This is a genomic window from Streptomyces sp. NPDC088254, assembly GCF_044740925.1.
Lineage (GTDB): Bacteria > Actinomycetota > Actinomycetes > Streptomycetales > Streptomycetaceae > Streptomyces.
In genome coordinates this window covers 78315-99450 of the sequence record NZ_JBIURQ010000011.1, presented here as the reverse complement: position 1 = coordinate 99450, position 21136 = coordinate 78315, and the positions used below count along the sequence as shown (strand labels likewise).

The following is a 21136-nucleotide window of genomic DNA, read 5'->3' as shown; positions in this document are numbered from 1 at the left end:
CCGGGCGGCGACTGACGGGCGAGACGTCAACCGCACTTCCGAACGGACGGACATGAAGGCTACGAGACACGCCGCGCGACGCCGCCCCGGCAGGCGCGGACTGTGGACCATGACGACCGCGGCGCTGGCCGCCCTGGGCTTGCTCGTCTATCTGGTGATCACCGTACGGTCCGGCCCCGGCACCTCCACGGACGCCGAGGCCGGACCCCGGGCGGGCGCCGCCGGCCGGGCCGCCGTCGCCACCGCCGCCTCCCGGCCCACGCAGCCGTCCACGACCGCGCCGGCCACACCCTCACCGTCCGCGTCCCCCTCCCCGACGGCGACCCCGAGCAGGACGGCCTCCGCGAGCCCGTCGGCACCCCCCACGGCGCGCGCGTCGGCCCGGGCCGCCTCCCGGGCGGCGGCCGCCGACACGCCCTCGGCCGGGAGGATCCGCCCCGGGGTCTCCTACGCCGGGCTCGCCACGCACTACGACGCGGGTGACGGCAACGGGGCGTGCCTGTACGGCCCGACCGGCGACCTCATGATCGCGGCGATGAACCACACCGACTACGAATCGGCGAAGGCGTGCGGCGCGTACATCGTCGTCCGCACGGCCTCCGGCGCGTCCGTCACGGTCCGCGTCACCAACGAGTGCCCGCTGCCCTGCGCTCCCGGACAGGTCGACCTCAGCAAGCAGGCGTTCGCCAAGCTCGCCGACCTCTCCGCCGGCCGGCTCTCCGTCACCTGGAGCCTGCTGAGCCCCAGCACCTCCGACAAGATCTCCGTCCGCTACAAGACGGGGTCCAGCGCGTACTGGTGCGGCATCCAGGTCGTCGGCCACCGCAACCCCGTGGCCCGGCTGGAGGTCGCTGCCGACGGCGGCTGGCGGGCCCTGCCCCGCGCCGACTTCAACTACTTCCTGTCCGAACAGGGCGCCGGCTGCGGCAAGTCCCTGCGCGTCACGGACATCTACGGCGAACGACTCGAGATCGACGCCCTGCCGGTCCGCCCCGACGTCCTGCAGCCCACGGCAGCCCAGTTCAGCCGGCACTGACCACCGTTCCCGTCGCCCGGAGCAGCGCGGTGTGGGCGAGCCACCCCACTGCCGCGCCGACCGCGTACCAGAGCAGGTCGGGCGGATTGAAGGTGGAGCCGAGCACGAGGCGGGCGAGGACGCTGTGCCGGGAGAGCTCGGAGGGGACCTCGCTGAGCTGGAGGAACTCCACCGCCCAGCTGACGGCCAGGGCGGTGCCCGCCGCCGCGAGGGGCATCGCCCGCGGCGCGGCGAGGACGACGAGGGTGAGGATCAGGACCGTGTAGAGCGCGTCCCCGCCGTACTTGGCCACCTCGCCCGCCGCGACGGCCCGCAGCCCGAGCCCCGCGCCGACGGTCACGGCCGTGGCCGCGGCGGCCGCCCACCGGGTCCGAGCGGCCGTCCGGCGGCGGGATTCCTCATCGATCCGGAAGGTGAAGGACATGGGTGCATCCTGCCCCGTGCGGCGCCGGCCGGGGTGTGCGCACCCGATGGGGGCGGAAAATCCGGGAATCCCCCACACCGCGGTCGCATCGGGCGGACGAGACCTGGACCGCTTGTGACGACCCTGTCGAGACCGGCGGCAAGGGTTGCGCGCACCGGCCGGCCTGCCTGCCCGGCGACGGTCTCGGCGGAGGGTCCGTGAAGGCCGCGCGGCATTCGCTCACCGGGCGGTCACACCCGTGGAGCGGGGCGGCGCGACGCGCCCGGGCGGCCGGGGAGCGGCTGGTCCCCCCTCCGTCCGGCGTGCTTGGATCCTCGCGTCCTGGAGTCGCCGGGGACCGTCCCACCTGGGATGTCCGGCGGACTCCTGCCGTGGAAGAACGTGAAGGGAACCGCGAGTGATGAACCTCCCCGCTCAGGTGGACACCGTCGAGCTGTCCGACTCCGACCTGGACGGCCTCGCCGGCGCCGGTGCCGCCGCCGGCCTCGCCGCCGTCGGGTCCGGCGGTCTCCAGCTGGAGACGCCGCTCGTGGGCGTGTGCGCTGACGTCCTGGCCGTCGCCTCGCCGGAGGGCCTCGGCCTCGGCACCGCCACCGCCGTTCACACCGCTGTCTGACACACGGACAGCGCGCGACGGCCTGCGGCCCCTCACCACGTCCGACGTGGTCAGGGGCCGCAGGCCGTTCGGTTCGCCGACCGCTCAGTGGGGGAGCCGTGCGCGGGCCGCGCCGGCCCTGGCCGCGGGACGGGCGGCGGCCCGCACCGACCGGCGTACCAGTCGCGCCTCCCGCCGCACGTCCCGGGCGGCGTGCCGGCCCCGCCACGCCAGGGAGGGATTGCCGGCGGTGTCCGCGGCCGCGATCAGCAGACCGCCAAGCATGGAGGCGTTCTTCAGGAAGTGGATGCGCTGCTGCGCCCGCTCGTCGGGGTCCTTCACCTCCCAGAACCTGTGCGCCGCAAGGGTCGTCGGTACGAGGGTCGCGGCGAGCGCGAGCGCGGCCACCCTCGGGACACGCCCGGTGGCCAGCAGCAGCCCGCCGGCGACCTGCACGGCACCGCTGAGCCGTACGATCTCCTCGGTGCGGTCGGGCAGAGCCGTCACCCGGTCGGTGACGGGCCGTACGACGGGCTCGGCGGCCGGGGCGACCCGCTCGGGCGCCCGCAGGGAGCCCAGGCCGCCCGAGACGAACATCGAGGCGAGCAGGGGACGACCGACCAGACGCAGCACACTCATGGTCCTCTCCAGACACATTGACCGGCACGATAGACGGCGACCGGGTTCCCCATGAGAGCGCACGTCACTCGGTCTCGGGGACACGGAACGCGGGGCGGCGCTCACGGGGCGGCGTGCGCGGGCGCCGTCTCCCGGCCGCCGGGGTGGCGGTGCCGCCAGATCCAGAACACCGCGCACGACACCAGCGCCCACCCGGCGAGCACCAGGAACGGGAAGACGTGCTGGTGCCCGGCGAAGTACACCGCCGTGTGCTGGGCGTTCACCGAGGCGCCCGGCGGCAGCCACCGGCCGATCACGCCCAGCGGGGACGGCAGCAGCGGCCAGGACACCGCGCCGCCCGAGGAGGGGTTGCCCAGCAGGACCATGAGGCCCCATGTCGGCAGCATCGCCCAGCGGCCCACGAGCGTGTTGAACATGGTGAAGACCATGCCGCTGGCGAACATCGTGAGCGCGAGGATCAGCCACGACTCGACGAACGGCAGGTCCAGCGCGCCGAGCAGCCAGTCCACGGTCGCGGCGATGGCGAACCCGCCGAGCAGCGCGTACACGACGGTGCAGGCGATGCGTTCGATCGGGGTGAGCGCCCGGGCGTGCACGCTGAGCTGGATCGCTCCGACGAAGCCGATGATCACGGCGGCGAGGGAGATGTAGAAGATCGCCAGCCCGCGCGGATCGCCCTCCTGGAGCGGGTTGACGTCCCGGACGGTGACCGCGACCCCCGTCTTCTCACCCACCGCCGGAGCGGCCTTGGCCAGCACCTCCGCCACCGAGGCGCCGGAGGCCGAGGACAGGTTCAGCACGACGGAGCGCCCCTGGTCGCGCACGTCGAGGATCGCGAAGTCGCGCTGCTGTTCCACGGCGGTACGGGCCGCGGCGGGCGTGTCGTAGAGGTGGACCTTCACGCCCGCGTTCAGCGCCTCCTCCATGCCGACGACGAACTTCCGGCCGAGGGGCTCCTTGTACGACCCGGTCACCGCGAGGGGCACGGAGTGGGGGGTCGGATCCGCCATCGAGTAGGTGTACGAACCCGCGAACAGGGCCGCCGCCGCCGTGAGGATCAGCACGAGCACGGCCGCCGGCAGCAACGGCGACTCCTTGAGTCGAGCCCGTCGCTCCGCGGGCGTCGGCGGCCTGGCGTGACCGCCGTGTGGCGTTTCGGACATGTGTTTCCCGGTTACCGCGAGCCCCGCGACGAAACCGCGCCGTACGCCCCCTGAGCGGCGGTACCGGAGCCCCGGCGGCCGCACGGGCCTCTGGAAACGCTCAAGTCCCTTGCCGCTTGAGCGACATGGCGACGACGATGACCTCCATGACACCCCTGCTGGGACCGAACAAGAAACACGACGTCGTCCTGGTCCTCCGGGACTCCGACCTGATCGCCGACACCCTGCGCAAGGCCCTGGCCGACGCCTCCCCCGAGGACCGCCCCGGCCTGGAACGCGCCGCAGCCCTCGTCGAATCCACCGCGGCTGCCTCGGAACCCCGCCTCCGAGCCCAATGGGTCCGCACCCGCCTGGCAGCCGCCGGCTTCACGGGCCCCCTCGACTCGACAGCAGCGGTGAAGGCCCTGCGCAGGGCGGAACCGACCCTGAGCCTCCTGGCAGCGGCACAACTCCACAGGGATGCCGTGGCCCACCCGGAATGACCCGGGCCCCCCGAACACGGAACGAAGGCCGCCGGTCTGACTGAATCATGCGGGCCGTGGAACCCGGGGGGCGTTCCACCCGGTGGCGATCGCGTCCTCGGCGGGGGCAGGGCGGAGGGCAGTGTCATGCGGAGCGTCACCCTCGGCGACGGGGTGGAGATGCCGATCCTCGGGTTCGGCGTCTACCAGATCCCGCCGGAGCGGACCGAGCAGGCCGTCACCGACGCCCTCGCCGCCGGTTACCGCTCGATCGACACCGCCGCCGCCTACCAGAACGAGGAAGCCGTCGGCCGGGCCGTCAGGAGGAGCGGCGTTCCGCGCGAGGAACTCTTCGTCACCACCAAGCTGTGGATCCAGGACGCGCCCGCCGAGGAGAACGCCCGGCGCGCCTTCAGCGTCTCGCTGGACAAGCTCGGCCTGGACCACGTCGACCTGTATCTGATCCACCAGCCCTACGGCGACGTGTACGGCGAGTGGCGCGCCCTGGAGGAGATCCATCGCGAGGGACGCGCCAGGGCCATCGGGGTGTCCAACTTCTACCCGGACCGGCTCGTCGACCTGATAGACAACAACGAGATCCCGCCCGCTGTGGACCAGGTCGAGACCCACCCGTTCTTCCAGCGCACCGCCGACCAGGAACTCATGCGGGAGCGCGGTGTGCGCATCGAGTCCTGGGGGCCCTTCGCCGAGGGCCGCAACGATCTCTTCACCCACCCGGTGCTGAGCGGGATCGCCGGCGAGCACCGCAGGTCCGTGGCGCAGGTCGTGCTGCGCTGGCTCGTGCAGCGGGAGGTCGTCGTCATCCCCAAGTCGGTCCGCCCGGAACGCATGCGGGAGAACATCGACGTGTTCGACTTCGAGCTCACCGACGAGCAGATGGCGTCCATCGCCGCTCTCGACACCGGAGTGTCCCAGTTCTTCGACCATCGCGACCCGGCCGTGACGGGCCGGCTCGGCAGGATCCGCATCCCCGACTGACCGCCGGCTCCCTCTCGTCCCGCCCCGCGCGGCAATTGCGTTGAGACAGCCGCGCCGGCCTGCTGAAGTACCCGCATGGATCACGCAGCGACACTCGCCCTCTACGACCGGGACATGCGCGAAGGCGCCCGCCCCGACAGCCCCGACGCCCGTGTCGAGCGCGCTGGGAGAGTGGTCCGGCAGATCGCCTCCGCCGCCGGCTGGAACGGCGTCCTCTGGTCCGGCCTCGACGGCATGGCCGCGGCGGACGTCGACGCCGCGATCGCCGAGCAGATCGACTGCTTCGCCGGCCTCGGCCACGAGTTCGAGTGGAAGCTCTACGCCCACGACCGCCCGGCCGACCTCGGACGACGGCTCGCGGCGGCGGGGTTCACCGCCGAGCCGGAGGAGACGCTGATGATCGCCGAGACGGACACACAGCTCACCGCCGCCGTGCCGCCCGAGGGGATGCGCATCGTCCCCGTCACCGACCGGGCCGGCGTCGACCTCATGGTCGAGGCGAACGAGAAGGCGTTCGGCAGGGACGGGTCGTGGCTGCGCGACCGGATGCTCGCCCGGCTCGACATCGCCCCGGACGAGACCGTCGCCGTGGTCGCCCTCGCGGGCGACGAGCCGGTCAGCTCGGCGCGCATGGAACTGATCCCGGGCACGGGTTTCGCCGGCCTGTGGGGCGGCGGCACCGCCCCCGCCTGGCGCGGCCGAGGCGTCTACCGCGCGCTGGTCGCCCACCGCGCCCGGATCGCAGCCGACCGCGGCTACCGCTACCTCCAGGTCGACGCCTCCGACCAGAGCCGCCCCATCCTGGAACGCCTCGGCTTCGCCGCCCTGACCACGACGACGCCGTACGTCCACCGGCCGCCGGCGCGCCGGTGACGCGACCGGGCCGGCCCGCGCGAGCGCGGACCGGCCCGGTCGCCTTTCCCTCTGTGCGGGTGTGATGACCTGAGGGCGGGGGAGGGCCTGAAGCCCAGCGGCCCGCTTACGACCTGGGGGCGCTCTTCGCCGCCGTGCCGGCGCACATCAGCCCGAGGATCAGAGCCAGGCAGCCGATGATGACGTTGTTCAGGACGACACCGGCGTCGGGGGTGGATCCGACGACCCACGGGGCGATGATCATCCAGATGCCCAGCGCGCACATGGCCCAGCTCAGCCCGTACATCCGGGCGGGAGCCGCCGTGAACCCGAGCGCCAGCACGCCGATCGCTATGCCGACGATCAGGTTGTGCGTCATGAGCGCGGGCTGGCCGGCGCTGTAGTGGACGATCCACGGGGACACGGCGCAGTACAGACCCAGCAGGAACACCGGTCCGTCGACGAGCGCCACATCACGGCCGCCGAGCATGCGGTCGTACCTCGTCCGCATCTCGGAGACATCCGGGTGAGTCGACATGTCGCCTCTTGTGGGCGAGACGTTGGCCATGACTCGTCTCCTTTGACTTGCAGGCCTGACCGCGTCTGGTGCGGTGTGCGGTGAGCGCCGCGCAGGTTCATTTTGCGCTTATTCGGTCTTTATGTGTAGAGGTCGGAACGGGGTGCGTACTCAGTCCCGCACATCCGGACCCAGACGCCTGCGCAGTTGGTGGATTCCCCGCCGGGCGTGGCTCTTGACCGTGCCCAGCGGCCAGCCGGTGCGCGCCGCGATCTGCGTCTGGGTGAGGTCCTCGTAGAAGGTCAGCCGCAGCACGCACCGCTGCGGCGCCGGCAGCCGGGCGAGCTCGCTGTGGAGCAGGACGCGGTCGAGCGAGGTCTCGGGGCGGTCGAGGGCGGGGTCGGCGAGGGCGAGGTCGGAGCCCGCCGAGGCGACCAGATCACGGCGGCGGGTCCGCGCCGAGAGCGCGTCGGCGATCTTGCGGCGGGTGATGCCGACGATCCAGGCGCCGAACGTGCCGCGCTCAGGCCGGTATCCCCCGCGGCCGCGCCAGACGCCCAGGAACACCAACTGGGTGACGTCCTCGGCCTCCTTCGCGTCCCCCAGGGAACGCAGAGCCAGCGCGTGCACCAGGGCGGACCAGCGTCGGTAGGCGACAGCCAGGAAGGCCTCTTCCCCTGCGACGAGACGCCGGGCCACCTCCTCGTCGGGCAGCGACTCCTCGGCGAGGGGCTGCGGAGCGGTGGGGGTGTTCGGCTGCGTGATCATGGCGAGCGGGCTCATGGCGACGGCTCCTGACACATCGGGCGGCCTGCCGCGAGGCCGGTGCGGACGTCCACCGGGGCGGCCCCGGTGGACGTCATCGTGCGAAGCGGTGCGTCGATCACTCAACATGCGTCGTTCCTGCGTCGTATTGTCGAGATATGAGCACCACGCCTCCGAGCACCACGGACCCCTCCGAGGACGCGGCCCTGACGACCGGCGCGCTGGCCCGTCGGCTGGGCGTCGCGCCCACCACGCTGCGCTCCTGGGACCGCCGCTACGGCATCGGCCCCGCCGTCCGCGCCGACGGCCGGCACCGCCGCTGGCGGCCCGACGACGTGGCCGTCCTGGAGGCGATGTGCCGGCTCACCTCGGCGGGGGTGCCGCCCGCGGAGGCGGCGAGGGCGGCGAAGAAGGCGGGCGAGACGGGCGGATACCCGGCGGACGACACCACGGAGCCCATTGCCCGGACGGACGAGCACACCGGGCACCCCGAGCACGCCGAACGCCCCGGGTCGCCCGAGCCGCCCGTCGGCCGCTCGCGCGCGGCCGGGGCGCTCCCGCTGGGGCGGGATGTGCGTCAGGAGTGCCGGGGGCTGGCCCGCGCCGCCGTACGCCTTGACGCACCCGCCGTCGAGGACCAGTTGAGCGAGGCCGTCGAGCGGCACGGACTGACCGTCGCCTGGCAGGAGGTGATGGTGCCGACCCTGCACGCCGTGGGCCGCAAGTGGGCGTCCTCCGACGACCGTTACATCGAGGTCGAGCACCTGCTGTCCTGGCACGTCTCCACCGTGCTGCGCCGCGCCGCCCGGCCGCTCACGGAGCCGGTCGCCGCGCCCGGCGCGGTGATGCTGGCCTGCGTGCCCGGTGAGCAGCACACGCTGCCGCTGGAGGCGCTCAACGCCGGGCTCAGTCGACTCGGCGTCCCCGCGAGAATGTTCGGCGCCGCGGTGCCGGCGGAGGCGCTGACGGCGGCGGTCCGCAGGCTCGGCCCGTCCGCGGTGGTGCTGTGGGCGCAGTCCCGCTCCACGGCGAGCACCGCCCTCGCCCGGCACCTCGCGGACACCCGCTGGGGCGTCAGCGGCGCCCGGCGCAGCCCCACCGTGGTGCTGGGCGGCCCCGGTTGGGCAGGACGCCCGGTCCAGGGCATGCCCCGGCCGGCGGGCTTGCACGAGGCCCTGAACCTGCTCACGGGAGCACGGCCGGGCTCACCGGCCGTCCCGCCCGGCCGGTGACAACCCCGCCCGCGAATGTCCCGGTCGAGCTGCAGTTCTCCTGGGTGTCAGCCCCGTTCACGCGCCTTGCGGAAACGGGCCAGCCCCTCGGGCAGTTCGACCAGCGGGTCCGGGTAGTCGAGCACGGCCCGTTCCCGCGCCGGGAGCTTCCACGGCTCGTGCACCGACGCGCCGTCGATCCCGGCCAGTTCGGGCACCCAGCGGCGTACGTACGCGCCGTCCGGGTCGTAACGCTTCGCCTGCAGAACGGGGTTGAGGACCCGGTTGGGCCGGGTGTCGGTGCCGGTGCCCGCCACCCACTGCCAGTTCAGCTGGTTGTTCGCCACGTCCCCGTCGACCAGCAGCTCCAGGAAGTGCCGCGCGCCGATGCGCCAGTCCACGTACAGCGTCTTGGTGAGGAAGCTCGCGGTCAGCAGCCGGCCGCGGTTGTGCATCCAGCCCTCGTGCCGGAGCTGCCGCATCGCCGCGTCCACCACCGGGTAGCCGGTACGGCCCTCCCGCCATGCCTCGATGTCCTCGCGCGCGGTGCGCTCCGTGCGCCAACGGTCGTGCCGGGTGCGGTAGTCGGCGGTGGACGCGTCCGGGCGGGCCGCCAGCAGCTGGCGGTGGAAGTCGCGCCAGGCGACCTGCCGTACGAACGCCCCGGCGCCCGGGCCGCCCGCCGCGCGCGCCCGGTGCACGAGTTCGACGGGGGAGAGCGCGCCGAAGTGCAGGTGCGGCGAGAGCCGGGAGGTGGCGTCGCCGGCGAGGTCGTCGTGCCGGTCCGCGTACGCGGCGATCCCGTCGCGCAGCCACGCCGTCAGCCGGCGGCGGGCCTCGCTCTCGCCGCCCGGCGCCAGCCCCGGCGAGGTTCCCTTGTCCGAGGGCAGTTCCTGCGAGCCCACGCCCTCCGGGACGCGCACACTCCGGGGCGCGCCCAGCGGATCCCGCAGCCGTTTCTGCGACCAGTGCCGGTAGAACGGCGTGAAGACGGCGAAGTGGTCGGCGCCGGACGGGGTGAGCACGCCGGGGGCGACGGCCGTCGTCACCGCGTCGTGCACGTGCAACCGCACGCCCTCCGCCTCCAGGGCGCGCCGCAGCCGCTCCTCCCGGTGCTTCGCGTACGCGCTCACGTCGGCCGACATGTGCACCTCGTCGGCGCCCGCCTCGGCGGCCACCCGGCACACCTGCTCCACCGGTTCCCCCGAGCGGACGACGAGCCGCCCGCCCCGCTCGCGCAGCCCCGCGTCCAGGTCCCGCAGACAGTCCGAGAGGAACGCCAGCCGGTTGGGGACGGCGAACCCGGTGGCGTCCACGGCCCGGTCGCGCACGAACAGCGGCACCACCTGACGGGCCCCGTCGAGCGCCGCGAGCAGCGGCGGATGGTCGTGCAGACGCAGATCGGAGGTGAACAGGACGACCGAGACGTTCATGACGCTGACTCCGGGTGAGACGGGCGGGCCGCTCGGTGCTTCCGCCCCGGCGCGGCCCACGGATGCGGGATGGACAGGAAGAGATGCCCTCACCCGTACGGGGGACGGCGATTCGGGCCCGCGTACGGATCCGCCGTCACGGCGCCGGCGCCCTCTCGGGGGACGTGGCGGCCGCCGTCCGGGCGATGTTGCGGGCCATGCCGCCGAACACCACCGCGTGGAACGGCGACACGCCCCACCAGTACGCCTGGCCGAGCAGCCCGTGCGGGTGGAACAGAGCGCGCTGCCGGTAGCGGGTGCGGCCGGCGTCGTCCGACTCCGCGCGCATCTCCAGCCAGGCCAGGCCCGGCAGCCGCATCTCGGCGCGCAGGCGCAGCAGCCGCCCGGGTTCGATCTCCTCGACCCGCCAGAAGTCGAGCGAGTCGCCGACCCGCAGCCGCGCCGCGTCCCGCCGCCCCCGGCGCAGGCCCACCCCGCCGACCAGCCGGTCCAGCCGGCCCCGTACCGCCCACGCGAGCGGGAAGGAGTACCAGCCGTTGTCTCCGCCGATGCCCTCGATGACCCGCCACAGGGCGGCCCGGGAGGCGTCCACGGACAGTTCGCGCGCGTCGGTGTAGAGACTGCCGCCGGCCCAGTCGGGGTCGGTGGGCAGCGGGTCGCTGGGGGCGCCGGGCAGGGACGCGGAGGACCAGCGGGTGGTGACCTGGGCGTCGCGCACCTTCTTCAAAGCCAGTCGGACCGCTTCGTCGAAGCCGACCGGATGGCCCGGCGGGTCGGGCACGTACCGCGCGATGTCGCGTTCGCGGCAGACCACCTCGTGCCGCAGCGACTCCGTCAGCGGCCGGGCGATCGACGCGGGCACCGGCGTCACCAGGCCGACCCAGTGGCTGGACAGGCGCGGCGTGAGCACCGGCACCGGCACGATGACGCGCCGGGGCAGGCCCGCCACGGCGGCGTAACGGGCCATCATCTCGCGGTAGGTGAGGACGTCGGGCCCGCCGATGTCGAAGGCCCGGCTGACGTCCGGCGGCATCCCGGCGCTGCCGACGAGGGCCCGCAGCACGTCCCGTACCGCGACGGGCTGGATCCGGGTGCGCACCCAGCTCGGGGTGACCATCACCGGGAGGCGCTCGGTGAGGTAGCGCAGCATCTCGAAGGAGGCCGAGCCGGAGCCGATGACGACCGCCGCCCGCAGCACGGTGGTCGGGACGCCGGAGTCCAGCAGGATGCGGCCCACCTCGGCGCGGGAGCGCAGATGCGGGGACAGCTCCCGCTCGGGCACTCCCGCCGGGGTGAGCCCGCCCAGGTAGACGATCCGGCGCACTCCGGCGGCGCGGGCCCGCTCCCCGAAGATCCGCGCGGCCCGCCGGTCGGTCGCCTCGAAGTCCGTGCCCGTGCCCAGCGCGTGCACCAGGTAGTACGCGACGTCCACGCCGCGCATCGCCTCCCCGACCGAGTCCGCGTCTGTCACGTCCCCGCGCACCACCTCGGCCCGGCCGGCCCACTCGTGGTCGCGCAGCCGCTCCGGCGAGCGGGCCAGGCAGCGCACCCGGTACCCCGCCCCCAGCAGCTCCGGGACGAGCCGGCCGCCGATGTATCCCGTGGCGCCGGTCACCAGGCAGAGCGGCGCCTCGGCGCCGCGGCCGTCTGCGGTCATGGGTTGTCGGTCCTCACATGTCGACGGGCCCCCTCGGTATCGCTTCCACCCGGGGGCCGTCCGCGGATGCGGCCACCCGGCGCCGTGCGCACGATCGGGTGATCCGCGGTCAGCGACTACGCTGACCGCGTGGCCACAGCGAACGACGACACGCCCGCGGCGCCGACCGACCTGCACGCCTTCGCCGTACGGCTGCGGCGGATGAACGGCGAGATCAACCGGCTGGTCCACGGGTTCGCCGGCGACCACGGGCTGCACGCGACGGACGTCCAGGCGCTGGCCGCGATCCTCGACTCCGAGGAGCCGATGACGCCCAAGCGGCTGCGCGAGCACCTCGGACTGACCTCGGGAGCCGTCACCGCCTGCGTCGACCGGCTGGAGCGCGCGGGACACATCCGCAGGGTGCGCGAGAGCGCCGACCGCCGCGTGGTCCATCTGCACTACGCGGCCGACGCGCGGTCGGCCGCCCGTACCTACTTCAGACCGCTGGCTCAGGCGACCGAGGCCGCCCGCGCCCGCTTCACCGAGGACGAGCTGTCGGTGGTGCTGCGCTTCCTCACGGCGATGAGCGAGGAACTGGCGGACGTCACGCCGCCCGTCCGCTAGAAGGCTTCGAGCTCCCGCATCCGGGGGCCGGTCGTCGGCGGAAGAACAGATGCCGGTTACGATCGCTGCCCAAAGTAACTCGATCATTGAGATTGTCATTAGTCGAGTAATCGACGCGATCCCTCGGTCGCCGAGGGATCGTCAGTCGTCGAGACACCTTCCGTGGGAGAACGATGTCCGTCACACACCGACGCGCCCGCTGGCTCGTCCCGCTGCTGCTCGTCGCCGTCTGGCTCGGCGTCGGCGGCGTCCTCGGCCCCTACGCCGGGCGCCTGGGCGAGGTCGCCACCAACGACCAGGCGGCCTTCCTGCCCCGCAGTGCCGAGTCCACCGAGGTGATCGCCGCGCAGCGGGCCTTCCGGCAGGACGAGGCGCTCCCCGCGATCATCGTGTGGACGTCGGACGGGGGCGGCACGGTCCGCGACCGGCGCGCGGACGCCGACCGGGCCCTCGCCTCCCTCGCGGACGCCCCCGGCGTGACCGGCCGGGCCTCGCCCGCCCTGCTCTCCCAGGACGGGAAGGCCCTCCAAGGGGTCGTCCCCCTGCGCCCCGACCTCGGCGACGCACTCGCCCCCGCCCTCGACCGCGTCCGCGCCGCCGCCGAACGCGTCCCCGGCACCACCGTCCACCTCGCCGGACCCGCCGCCACCCAGGCCGACCTGTCCGACGCCTTCGCCGGCATCGACGGACTGCTCCTCGCGGTCGCCCTTGTCACCGTCCTGGTCATCCTGCTGCTCGTCTACCGCAGCCTGCTGCTCCCCCTGGTGATCATCATCAGCGCGGTGTTCTCCCTCGGCCTCGCCTGCGCGGTCGTCTACGCGCTGGCCGACCACGGCATGGTGCGCGTCGACGGGCAGGTCCAGGGCATCCTGTCCATCCTCGTGATCGGCGCCGCCACCGACTACGCCCTGCTGCTCACCGCCCGCTACCGGGAGGAACTGGTGCCCCGGCAGACGACGTCCGCCCGCACGGACCGGTTCACGGCCGCCCGGGCCGCACTGCGACGCTCCTGGAGCGCCATCGTGGCCAGCGCCGCGACCGTCGCCCTGGGGCTGCTCGCCCTGCTGATCAGCGACCTCACCAACAACCGGGCCCTCGGACCGGTCGGCGCCATCGGCATCGCCGCAGCCGTCGTCAGCACCCTGACCTTCCTGCCCGCCGTGCTGGTCCTCCTCGGCCGCGCCGCCTACTGGCCGGCGACCCCCCGTCCGGCCCGCCCGAGCGCAGGCGCCGGCGTGTGGCAGCGGATCGCGGCGCTCGTCGACCGGTCACCCCGCAAGGTGTGGGCGGTGTCCCTGGCCTGCCTGCTCGCCTGCGCCGCGTTCTCCCCGACCCTCGCCTCCCGGGGCGTGCCCCTCGACGAGACCTTCGTCGACGACGCCCCGTCCGTCGCCGCCCAGAGCACCCTCGCCCGGCACTTCCCCGGCGGCGCCGGCAACCCCACGATCGTCATCGCCGACGCCGCACGCGCCGGGCGCGTGGTCGCCGCCGCCGAGGCCACCGACGGCGTCGCCTCCGCCGCCCCGGTCGCCGCGTCCGGACGGCCCGGCGGGACGCCTCTGGCCGTCGACGGCCGAGTCCGCGTCGACGTCACCCTCGACGCCGCCGCCGACAGCGACGCGGCCAAGGACACCGTGGCGCGCCTGCGCACCGCCCTGCACGCCGTGCCCGACGCGGACGCCCTGGTCGGCGGCTACACCGCCCAGCAGTACGACACCCTGCGCACGGCGGAACGCGACCGCGCCCTCATCGTCCCCGCCGTCCTCGCGATCATCTTCCTCATCCTGACCGCGCTGCTGCGCTCGCTGCTGCTGCCCGCCCTGCTCGTCGCCACCGTGGCCCTGAACTTCCTCGCCACGCTGGGCGTTTCGAGCCTCGTCTTCCGGCACGTCCTCGGCTTCACCGGAACCGACCCCTCCGTGCCGCTGTACGGCTTCGTCTTCCTGGTGGCGCTGGGCGTCGACTACAACATCTTCCTGATGTCGAGGGTCCGCGAGGAGTCGCTGCGGCACGGGGTGCGCGAAGGCGTCCTGCGCGGACTGGTCACCACCGGCGGCGTCATCACCTCCGCCGGCGTGGTGCTCGCCGCGACCTTCGCCGCGCTCGGCGTGATCCCGCTGGCCTTCCTCGCCCAGATCGCCTTCATCGTCGCCTTCGGCGTCCTGCTCGACACGCTCGTCGTGCGCTCGCTGCTGGTGCCCGCCCTGGTGCGCGACATCGGCCGGCGCGCCTGGTGGCCCGGACGGCTCAGCCGCGCCGCCGAACCCGCTCGTTCAGGCGCCGAGGGCGCCCCGGACCTCGCCGCGGGCGCGTGAACATGCTCGCGCCGATCCCGGGCACACGCGGAGACAGCAAGTGAGGAGACAGTGAGCCATCGGGGTCGGAACTGGAGGTGTCTGCCGCTATGGGCGCGAAGGTGTTGGAGCGTTTTCCTGCGGGAGCTCCGCGCGGATCATGGCCGGCGGAGGAGTACGCGGCGCGGCGGCGGGCCGAGGGGGAGCCCGCGACCGTCGTCATGGACCTGAAGTCGGACGCGTTCCTCGTCGTGGTGCCGGCGGGCGAAGAGGAGTGAACAAGCCGAGCCGGACCGCCCTTCGACCGCCGGCCGTCGCCGGATCCTCGCCGAGCAGGGCGTGTGGCGCCACCCCTTCCGCGTCGACACCGCCCCCTCGGCGCAGGTGCCGTTCGCGAGCTGAGCTCCCTGCGGGGTCAGCTCGTCAGCGCCCGCAGGTGGGAGGCCCGTGACTCCCGCGTCTGCCCCTGGACCAGGAGGAACAGGCCTTCGCGCGCCAGCCGTTGGGCCCGGTTCGTCAGCAGCATCGAGCGGCCGCCGCCCGACACCACGGCGGCGACGGTGGCCGCCTGGAGGATCTCGTACGCCCGCGTCCTGAGCTCCAGCCGCTCCGCCGCGTGCTCCTGCGGGTCGGGGCGGTCGGCCAGGGCGTAGGCCCGGCGGCGGACGTCGGCCAGACGCGCGCGCAGGGGGGCGGCGGTGCCCTCGTCGAGCAGGGCGAGGGCGGCCTGCGCCAGACCGAAGACGGCCGGGTTCGCGCTCACCGTCTTCGGACGGTCCGCCGCCGCCCACCGCTCGTACGGCGTCCGCAGCGCGACCGCTTCCTCCGGCACCCGCAGCCCGTCCAGGCGCAGGGAGACGGTCCGGGCGGCGGTCAGGGCGGCGAGCCGCATCGGCTCGGAGGCGGTCAGGCCCGGCTGCTCGCGGGCCTCGACGAACACGAACAGCGCCTCGTCGGCGTCGGTCACTCCGGCCAGCAGCATCACGTCGTTCAGACCCCACCCCGTGTACCAGGGCACGGTTCCGTCGAAGCGCCAGCCGCCGCGCTCCCGGGTCGCCCGCACGGGCGTCGTCGGATGCGCCCGCAGATGGGCGTAGGCGACCCCGGAGAGCAGTTCCCCGCGGGCCAGCGGGCCCAACAGGCGCTCGCGCGCCGGGCCTTCGCCCTTCGCCAGGGTCAGCACCGGTGTGTGGTGCTGCGTCTGCACGAACCACGTCGAGCAGCACGCCCCGGAGAGGATCTCCGCCGTCTCCCGCACGACAGCCGCGGGCGCGGCCGAACCGCCGTACCGTGCGGGCGCGTTGATCCCGAGCAGCCCCGAGCGCCGGATCCGTGCGAGATGGCTCAGGGGCACGCCCTCCTGGTCGACACGTTCGGCGTGCGGGGCGAGGAGGTCGTCGGCGAGCCGCCGGGCGGCGGTGACGAGGGGGTGCGGGGCGTCGGTCATGCGGACGATTCTTCCGGTCGGGGGTGGGGGGCGCCTGCCGCGGGTCTTCCGGTCGGGGGCGCGGCGCCTGCCGCGGGGGCGTCCGATGCGGGTCGCCGTTCGAGCGGAGGTCGGACCGCCCCCGGAAACCGGTGCGTGAGAGCGGGAATGTGGGGCACGGGGAGATGGTTGGCCATTACATGCAATAAGGCGCACCCGTACGACGAGCCGGAGCCCACCCCAGGGCCCGGGATCCGAACCACCCCAGTGAGGCACCCATGAGCAACACTCCCGAGCAGCCCGCGGCGACCGTGGCCCGACTGCGCGCCACCTTCCGCACCGGCCGCACCAAGCCCGTCGAATGGCGCACGGGGCAGCTGCGCCGGCTGCGCGAGATGCTCACGGAACAGGGCCCCGAACTGGCCGCCGCCCTCCACGCCGACCTGGGCAAGAGCCGCACCGAGGCCTACCGCACGGAGATCGACTTCACCGTCCGCGAGATCGACCACACCCTCGACCGTCTCGACGACTGGCTGCGCCCCGAGCCCGCCCCCGTCCCCGCCCATCTCGGCGACGACGCCACCGCCTGGACGCAGTACGACCCGCTCGGCGTCGTCCTCGTCATCGCCCCCTGGAACTACCCGGCCCAGCTCCTGCTCTCCCCGATGGTCGGCGCCCTGGCCGCGGGCAACGCGGTCGTCGCCAAGCCCAGCGAGCTTGCGCCCGCCACCTCCGCCGCCCTGGCCCGGCTGCTGCCCGCCTACCTCGACACCGACGCCGTCGCCGTAGTGGAGGGCGGCGTCCCCGAGACGACGGCACTGCTCGCCGAGCGCTTCGACCACGTCTTCTACACCGGCAACGGCACCGTCGGCCGCGTCGTGATGCGCGCCGCCGCCGAGCACCTCACCCCGGTCACCCTCGAACTCGGCGGCAAGTCACCGGTGTTCGTCGACCGCGACACCGACCTGACGGTGGTCGCCGACCGGCTGGCCCGCGGCAAGTTCCTCAACGCCGGCCAGACCTGCGTCGCCCCCGACTACGTCCTGACCGACCCGGAGACCGCCGCAGCCCTCGAACCCGCGCTCACCGCCGCCGTCGAGGCGCTCTACGGCAAGGACCCGCAGGCCTGCGAGGAGTACGGCCGCATCGTCAACGAGCGCCACTTCGACCGGCTCACCGCCCTCCTGGACTCGGGCCGCACGGTCGTGGGCGGCGACAGCGACCGCACCGCCAAGTACATCGCGCCGACCGTCCTCGCCGACGTCGACCCCGAGTCGCCCGTCATGCGGGAGGAGATCTTCGGCCCCGTCCTGCCGATCGTGACCGTCTCCGGCCTCGACGAGGCCATCGACTTCATCAACGACCGGGACAAGCCGCTCGCGCTGTACGTCTTCAGCGAGTCGGAGGACACCCGCCGCCGCGTCGCCGCCGAGACGTCCTCCGGCGGCCTCGGCCACGGCCTCCCCCTCGCCCACCTCACCGTCTCCGACCTCCCGTTCGGCGGCGTGGGCGAGAGCGGCACGGGCAACTACCACGGCCGCTACTCACTGGAGACCTTCAGCCACCGCAAGGCGGTCCTCGACAAGCCCCTGAGCTGACCGCCCGTCGCGCGGCCCGGCCGGTAGGGCCGGTCCGTCCCCGAGCTGATCTCGGGTCTGGCCGTCCGCGAGGTGGCGGGCGGCTGGGGCAACCAGATGTGGCGTCTCGTGGATGAGCCGGCCGTGCGCATGCAGCGCATGGACCCCACCCCGGAGCATCAGCTCAAAGAGCGGCGGTGGCTGCCCCGGCCGGCTCCGCGTCTGCCGCTCCTCCTCGACACCGACCCCGAAGTGCACCGGATCCTCACCGAGAAGCTGTTCCCGCAGTGGGCGGAGGTCGTCGCCGTCGAGGACTGGCTCAAAGCCATGGCACCGCGACAGCGGAAGGCCGTCCTCGTGTGCAGGGCAAGCCGGCGTCACCTCGTGGCCGTCGGAGTTCCGTCCGGGGCGAACGGGTGGCGGAAGGTGAAGGCGTGCGGCGCGGGGCCGTGGCCGTGGAGGTGTTCCAGTCCGGCGACCCCGTCCTGCCAGGCGGGTGTCACGGCGTCGGAGACCCACCAGAGCACGTGCGTCGGGTGTTCCGTCCTCTCGAACCAGTCGTGACGCCTGTTCAGCGCCTCACGGTGCGGGCCGGCGTAGACGGCCTCGAAGGCGGGGCGCAGGCCGGTCCAGAGTGAGAGGGTCGTGGCCAGGGCGGTGGTGTGCGCCGTACGGCCCTTGCCGTACCAGGCCGGCACGGCGAACTCTCCCCACGCGCCCCAGTCCGCCCCGAAGAGCATGCCCCGCTCACCGTCTGCCGCTTCGGCATGCGCGAGGTACCCGGGGTGCTGACCGATCTGCCGGTAGACGGCGTCACCGCTGTCGTAGAACTCCCGTGTGAGACGTCCGGGATCGGCGAGCGGTGACTTCAGGACGCCGAACGTGTACAGCGCAAGACGGGGCATGCGTCTCTCCCTGATGGGGGGCCTGTCGTGGACCCGGTGGGGTGGCTTACGCGTGGGGCGAGGATGCGTGGCCGACGCATCCCGTCGCGGCCGGGTCAGCCTGAAGGAACTCCTGCGCGGCCGTGGGCGATCGCCGAGGACCAGGTGAAGGTAGCCGCCTCTGCGAGCCATGTCGAAGTTGCGTTTTCCTCGCCCAAGTGGCTTCGTGTGCCGGGTCGTTGCGGGGTGGGGCGGTGAGGTGGGCTCACGGTCGTCGAGTGGTCCGTGCTTGCCCGGCGGGCCCGAGTCGCGGTGCCCGTGCCGCGGGACGCGTCTGACCCGTTTGGGGCGGTGCTCGGCTCCGGGCGCCCCGGTCACGCCCTCCGGTGTCGAGGCGTCACCCCGACCCGCGTGCGCGGGTCGGACCCGCCCCCACCGGCCGTCGCACCGTGCGCGCCCGCCCGCCCCGGGCACGACTGGCGTCCGGTGAGTTTTACGTATAACCTCTCCCGTCAATCGCCCCTCCGAGAGGTCCCGATGGCACACATCGCCCTGGTCACCCTCGTCGTCGACGACTATGACGACGCGCTCCGCTTCTACACCGAGGCCCTCGGCTTCCGGCTCGTCGAGGACGAGCCGCGGCCCGACGGGTCGCGGTGGGTCGTCGTGCGGCCGGGTGAGCGTCAGGGCGGCGCCGGGCTGCTGCTCGCCCGTGCCAAGGGCGACGCCCAGCGGGCCAGGGTCGGCGACCAGACCGGCGGCCGCGTCGGCTTCTTCCTGCACACCGACGACTTCGCCGGCGACCACGCCCGGATGCGCGCCGCCGGCGTGACCTTCCTGGAGGAGCCCCGCCACGAGCCGTACGGCTCCGTCGCCGTCTTCCAGGACCTGTACGGCAACCGCTGGGACCTGCTCCAGCCCGCCGGCTGAGCCCCCGCGCCCTTCCCGCCCCTCTCCACCTCCCTCCAGCCACGCCCGAGGAACCGCACACCATGACCGCTACGCGCGTAGACGCCGACCTGATCAGCCGGCTCCCCAAGGCCGTCCTGCACGACCACCTCGACGGCGGACTGCGTCCCGCCACCGTCGTCGAGCTCGCCGAGGCCGTCGGCCACACCCTGCCCACCACCGACCCGGAGGAGCTGGCCGCCTGGTACGTCGAGGCCGCGAACTCCGGCGACCTGGTCCGCTACATCGCCACCTTCGAACACACCCTCGCCGTGATGCAGACCCGCGAGGGGCTCCTGCGCACCGCCGAGGAGTACGTCCTCGACCTGGCCGCCGACGGCGTCGTCTACGGCGAGGTCCGCTACGCCCCCGAGCTGATGCTCAAGGGCGGTCTGACGCTCGCCGAGGTCGTCGAGACCGTCCAGGAGGGGCTCGCCGCCGGCATGGCCCGGGCGGCCGCCGCCGGCACGCCGGTCCGCGTCGGCACCCTGCTCTGCGGCATGCGCATGTTCGACCGCACCCGCGCCACCGCCGACCTCGCCGTCGCCTTCCGGGACGCGGGCGTCGTCGGCTTCGACATCGCCGGCGCCGAGGACGGCTTCCCGCCCGCCGACCACCTCGACGCCTTCGAGTACCTGCGCGGCGAGAACGTGCCGTTCACGATCCACGCCGGCGAGGCCCACGGCCTGCCCAGCATCCACCAGGCGCTCCACGTGTGCGGAGCCCAGCGCATCGGCCACGGCGTGCGCATCACCGACGACATCCCCGACCTCGCGGGCGGCAAGCTCGGCCGGCTGGCCGGCTGGGTGCGCGACCGCCGGATCGCGCTGGAGATGTGCCCCACCTCGAACCTGCAGACCGGCGCCGCGTCCTCCATCGCCGAGCACCCGATCACCGCGCTGAAGGACCTCGGCTTCCGCGTCACCCTCAACACCGACAACCGCCTGGTCTCCGGCACCACGATGACCCGCGAGATGTCCCTCCTCGTCGAGGAGGCGGGCTGGACGGTCGAGGACCTGCGCACGGTCACCGTCAACGCCCTCAAGAGCGCGTTCGTCCCGTTCGACGAGCGCAACGCCCTGATCGAGGATGTCGTGCTGCCGGCTTACGCCACCGCGCTCTGAAGCAGCCCGCGCGCATAGGCGGCCTGTCCGACGTGCTGGAGGTCGTCGGACAGGACGCTGACCAGGCGTACGCCCAGCGTGACGGGCGGGTCCCAGCGTTCGTCCACGATCCGCTCGAGGTCCGCCGCGGTCATCGTGCGCAGCGCCTCGAGCGTCTGCGCGTGGACGGCGTCGTGGTACCCGGTCAGCAGCCCGGGTGAGTCGACCCGCACCCGGGCGACCTGCGCCGCGCTGTGGCCGTACCCGGTGTCGAGGCGCGGCAGGTCCAGGCCGAACCGTTTCTCCCAGTCCTGGGACGGCCACACCTGGTCGAGCCCGAAGGCGTCCGCGACGTGGTCGTCCTGGACGCGGGTGAGATGCCAGACCAGCCAGGCCACCGAGTTGGTCTCGGTGGTGGGGCGGGCGTTGAGCTCGTCGGCGTCCAGGCCCTCGACGGCGGCGTGGACTTCTTCCCGGACCCGGCCGTACGCGTCGATGAGGATGTCCTTGGCGTGCATACGTCCACCATCGCGCACCCCGCCCGCG

22 protein-coding genes and 2 pseudogenes are annotated in these 21136 nt (G+C 73.7%); 14 read left to right on the top strand and 10 right to left on the bottom strand.

Annotated elements, in window-relative coordinates; translation table 11 throughout:
• Positions 1-52: 52 nt before the first annotated feature.
• Positions 53-1036 (top strand): expansin EXLX1 family cellulose-binding protein, encoded by a 984-nt coding sequence (locus ACIOC0_RS29600; protein ID WP_402158811.1) that lies wholly within the window; start codon positions 53-55, stop codon positions 1034-1036.
• Here ACIOC0_RS29600 and ACIOC0_RS29595 read toward each other — a convergent pair.
• On the bottom strand, positions 1023-1460 hold the full coding sequence (locus tag ACIOC0_RS29595; protein WP_402158810.1) for a DUF2809 domain-containing protein: 438 nt from the start codon (positions 1458-1460) through the stop codon (positions 1023-1025). The genes ACIOC0_RS29600 and ACIOC0_RS29595 overlap by 14 nt on opposite strands.
• A gap of 400 nt (positions 1461-1860) precedes the next feature.
• On the opposite strand from ACIOC0_RS29595, the gene ACIOC0_RS29590 reads away from it, so the two are divergent.
• Entirely contained in the window at positions 1861-2076 is a 216-nt protein-coding gene (locus tag ACIOC0_RS29590) for a hypothetical protein (RefSeq protein ID WP_402158809.1), read from the top strand.
• Between the two features lie 84 nt (positions 2077-2160).
• On the opposite strand, the gene ACIOC0_RS29585 is transcribed toward ACIOC0_RS29590, so the two are convergent.
• Positions 2161-2694, bottom strand: coding sequence for a DoxX family protein (locus tag ACIOC0_RS29585; protein WP_402158808.1), 534 nt, complete (start codon positions 2692-2694; stop codon positions 2161-2163).
• 101 nt (positions 2695-2795) lie between these two features.
• Positions 2796-3857, bottom strand: a complete 1062-nt coding sequence (locus ACIOC0_RS29580) for an ABC transporter permease (protein WP_402158807.1) — start codon at positions 3855-3857, stop codon at positions 2796-2798.
• Positions 3858-4003: 146 nt separating this feature from the next.
• Here ACIOC0_RS29580 and ACIOC0_RS29575 point away from each other — a divergent pair, with 146 nt between their 5' ends.
• The 3 genes from ACIOC0_RS29575 (at position 4004) to ACIOC0_RS29565 (ending at position 6190) form a co-directional block, all read left to right on the top strand.
• Positions 4004-4339 carry a hypothetical protein gene (locus ACIOC0_RS29575; RefSeq protein WP_402158806.1) on the top strand — a complete coding sequence of 112 codons (336 nt, stop codon included), beginning with the start codon at positions 4004-4006 and terminating at the stop codon, positions 4337-4339.
• A 126-nt stretch (positions 4340-4465) separates the two neighbouring features.
• Positions 4466-5317, top strand: a complete 852-nt coding sequence (locus tag ACIOC0_RS29570; protein WP_402158805.1) for an aldo/keto reductase — start codon at positions 4466-4468, stop codon at positions 5315-5317.
• Positions 5318-5392: 75 nt separating this feature from the next.
• Positions 5393-6190 (top strand): GNAT family N-acetyltransferase, encoded by a 798-nt coding sequence (locus tag ACIOC0_RS29565; protein ID WP_402158804.1) that lies wholly within the window; start codon positions 5393-5395, stop codon positions 6188-6190.
• 106 nt (positions 6191-6296) lie between these two features.
• On the opposite strand, the gene ACIOC0_RS29560 is transcribed toward ACIOC0_RS29565, so the two are convergent.
• Together ACIOC0_RS29560 and ACIOC0_RS29555 are read right to left on the bottom strand one after the other, a co-directional pair.
• Positions 6297-6737: an SPW repeat protein gene (locus ACIOC0_RS29560; protein ID WP_402158803.1), complete on the bottom strand. Its 441-nt coding sequence runs from the start codon at positions 6735-6737 to the stop codon at positions 6297-6299.
• 120 nt (positions 6738-6857) lie between these two features.
• Positions 6858-7454, bottom strand: a complete 597-nt coding sequence (locus tag ACIOC0_RS29555; protein WP_402159065.1) for a sigma-70 family RNA polymerase sigma factor — start codon at positions 7452-7454, stop codon at positions 6858-6860.
• A 155-nt stretch (positions 7455-7609) separates the two neighbouring features.
• Between ACIOC0_RS29555 and ACIOC0_RS29550 the strand changes: the two genes are divergently transcribed.
• A complete protein-coding gene (locus ACIOC0_RS29550; RefSeq protein WP_402158802.1) occupies positions 7610-8683 on the top strand; it encodes a MerR family transcriptional regulator in 1074 nt (357 codons plus the stop codon).
• A gap of 47 nt (positions 8684-8730) precedes the next feature.
• Here the strand turns inward: ACIOC0_RS29550 and ACIOC0_RS29545 are convergent, their stop codons facing one another.
• Both ACIOC0_RS29545 and ACIOC0_RS29540 read right to left on the bottom strand, forming a co-directional pair.
• Positions 8731-10095 carry a cryptochrome/photolyase family protein gene (locus tag ACIOC0_RS29545; protein ID WP_402158801.1) on the bottom strand — a complete coding sequence of 455 codons (1365 nt, stop codon included), beginning with the start codon at positions 10093-10095 and terminating at the stop codon, positions 8731-8733.
• 136 nt (positions 10096-10231) lie between these two features.
• The gene (locus tag ACIOC0_RS29540; protein ID WP_402158800.1) at positions 10232-11752 is read right to left on the bottom strand and encodes an SDR family oxidoreductase; all 1521 of its coding nucleotides are present in this window, start codon (positions 11750-11752) and stop codon (positions 10232-10234) included.
• A 129-nt stretch (positions 11753-11881) separates the two neighbouring features.
• Between ACIOC0_RS29540 and ACIOC0_RS29535 the strand changes: the two genes are divergently transcribed.
• From ACIOC0_RS29535 to ACIOC0_RS29525, 3 genes are all read left to right on the top strand, one after another.
• Positions 11882-12358 carry a MarR family winged helix-turn-helix transcriptional regulator gene (locus tag ACIOC0_RS29535; protein ID WP_402158799.1) on the top strand — a complete coding sequence of 159 codons (477 nt, stop codon included), beginning with the start codon at positions 11882-11884 and terminating at the stop codon, positions 12356-12358.
• Between the two features lie 173 nt (positions 12359-12531).
• Positions 12532-14673 (top strand): MMPL family transporter, encoded by a 2142-nt coding sequence (locus ACIOC0_RS29530; protein ID WP_402158798.1) that lies wholly within the window; start codon positions 12532-12534, stop codon positions 14671-14673.
• A gap of 89 nt (positions 14674-14762) precedes the next feature.
• A complete protein-coding gene (locus tag ACIOC0_RS29525) occupies positions 14763-14930 on the top strand; it encodes a hypothetical protein (RefSeq protein WP_351096580.1) in 168 nt (55 codons plus the stop codon).
• A gap of 137 nt (positions 14931-15067) precedes the next feature.
• Here the strand turns inward: ACIOC0_RS29525 and ACIOC0_RS29520 are convergent, their stop codons facing one another.
• Positions 15068-16099 (bottom strand): acyl-CoA dehydrogenase family protein, encoded by a 1032-nt coding sequence (locus ACIOC0_RS29520; protein WP_402158797.1) that lies wholly within the window; start codon positions 16097-16099, stop codon positions 15068-15070.
• A gap of 257 nt (positions 16100-16356) precedes the next feature.
• Between ACIOC0_RS29520 and ACIOC0_RS29515 the strand changes: the two genes are divergently transcribed.
• The 3 genes and pseudogenes from ACIOC0_RS29515 to ACIOC0_RS29505 all read left to right on the top strand — a co-directional run.
• The gene (locus tag ACIOC0_RS29515) at positions 16357-17676 is read left to right on the top strand and encodes an aldehyde dehydrogenase family protein (protein ID WP_402158796.1); all 1320 of its coding nucleotides are present in this window, start codon (positions 16357-16359) and stop codon (positions 17674-17676) included.
• Between the two features lie 48 nt (positions 17677-17724).
• Positions 17725-17898: pseudogene (locus ACIOC0_RS29510) on the top strand (aminoglycoside phosphotransferase); the annotation flags it as partial.
• Positions 17890-17994: pseudogene (locus ACIOC0_RS29505) on the top strand (cysteine hydrolase); the annotation flags it as partial. The pseudogenes ACIOC0_RS29510 and ACIOC0_RS29505, both read left to right, overlap by 9 nt.
• Positions 17995-18032: 38 nt before the next feature.
• On the opposite strand, the gene ACIOC0_RS29500 reads toward ACIOC0_RS29505, so the two are convergent.
• Positions 18033-18560, bottom strand: a complete 528-nt coding sequence (locus tag ACIOC0_RS29500; protein WP_402158795.1) for a DUF3291 domain-containing protein — start codon at positions 18558-18560, stop codon at positions 18033-18035.
• Between the two features lie 516 nt (positions 18561-19076).
• Between ACIOC0_RS29500 and ACIOC0_RS29495 the strand changes: the two genes are divergently transcribed.
• Complete coding sequence (locus ACIOC0_RS29495; RefSeq protein WP_402158794.1) at positions 19077-19469, top strand: VOC family protein; 393 nt, start codon at positions 19077-19079, stop codon at positions 19467-19469.
• Positions 19470-19531: 62 nt separating this feature from the next.
• On the top strand, positions 19532-20611 hold the full coding sequence (locus tag ACIOC0_RS29490; protein WP_402158793.1) for an adenosine deaminase: 1080 nt from the start codon (positions 19532-19534) through the stop codon (positions 20609-20611).
• Here the strand turns inward: ACIOC0_RS29490 and ACIOC0_RS29485 are convergent.
• The gene (locus tag ACIOC0_RS29485) at positions 20593-21108 is read right to left on the bottom strand and encodes a DinB family protein (protein ID WP_402158792.1); all 516 of its coding nucleotides are present in this window, start codon (positions 21106-21108) and stop codon (positions 20593-20595) included. The two genes, ACIOC0_RS29490 and ACIOC0_RS29485, sit on opposite strands and share 19 nt — an antisense overlap.
• Positions 21109-21136 lie beyond the last annotated feature (28 nt).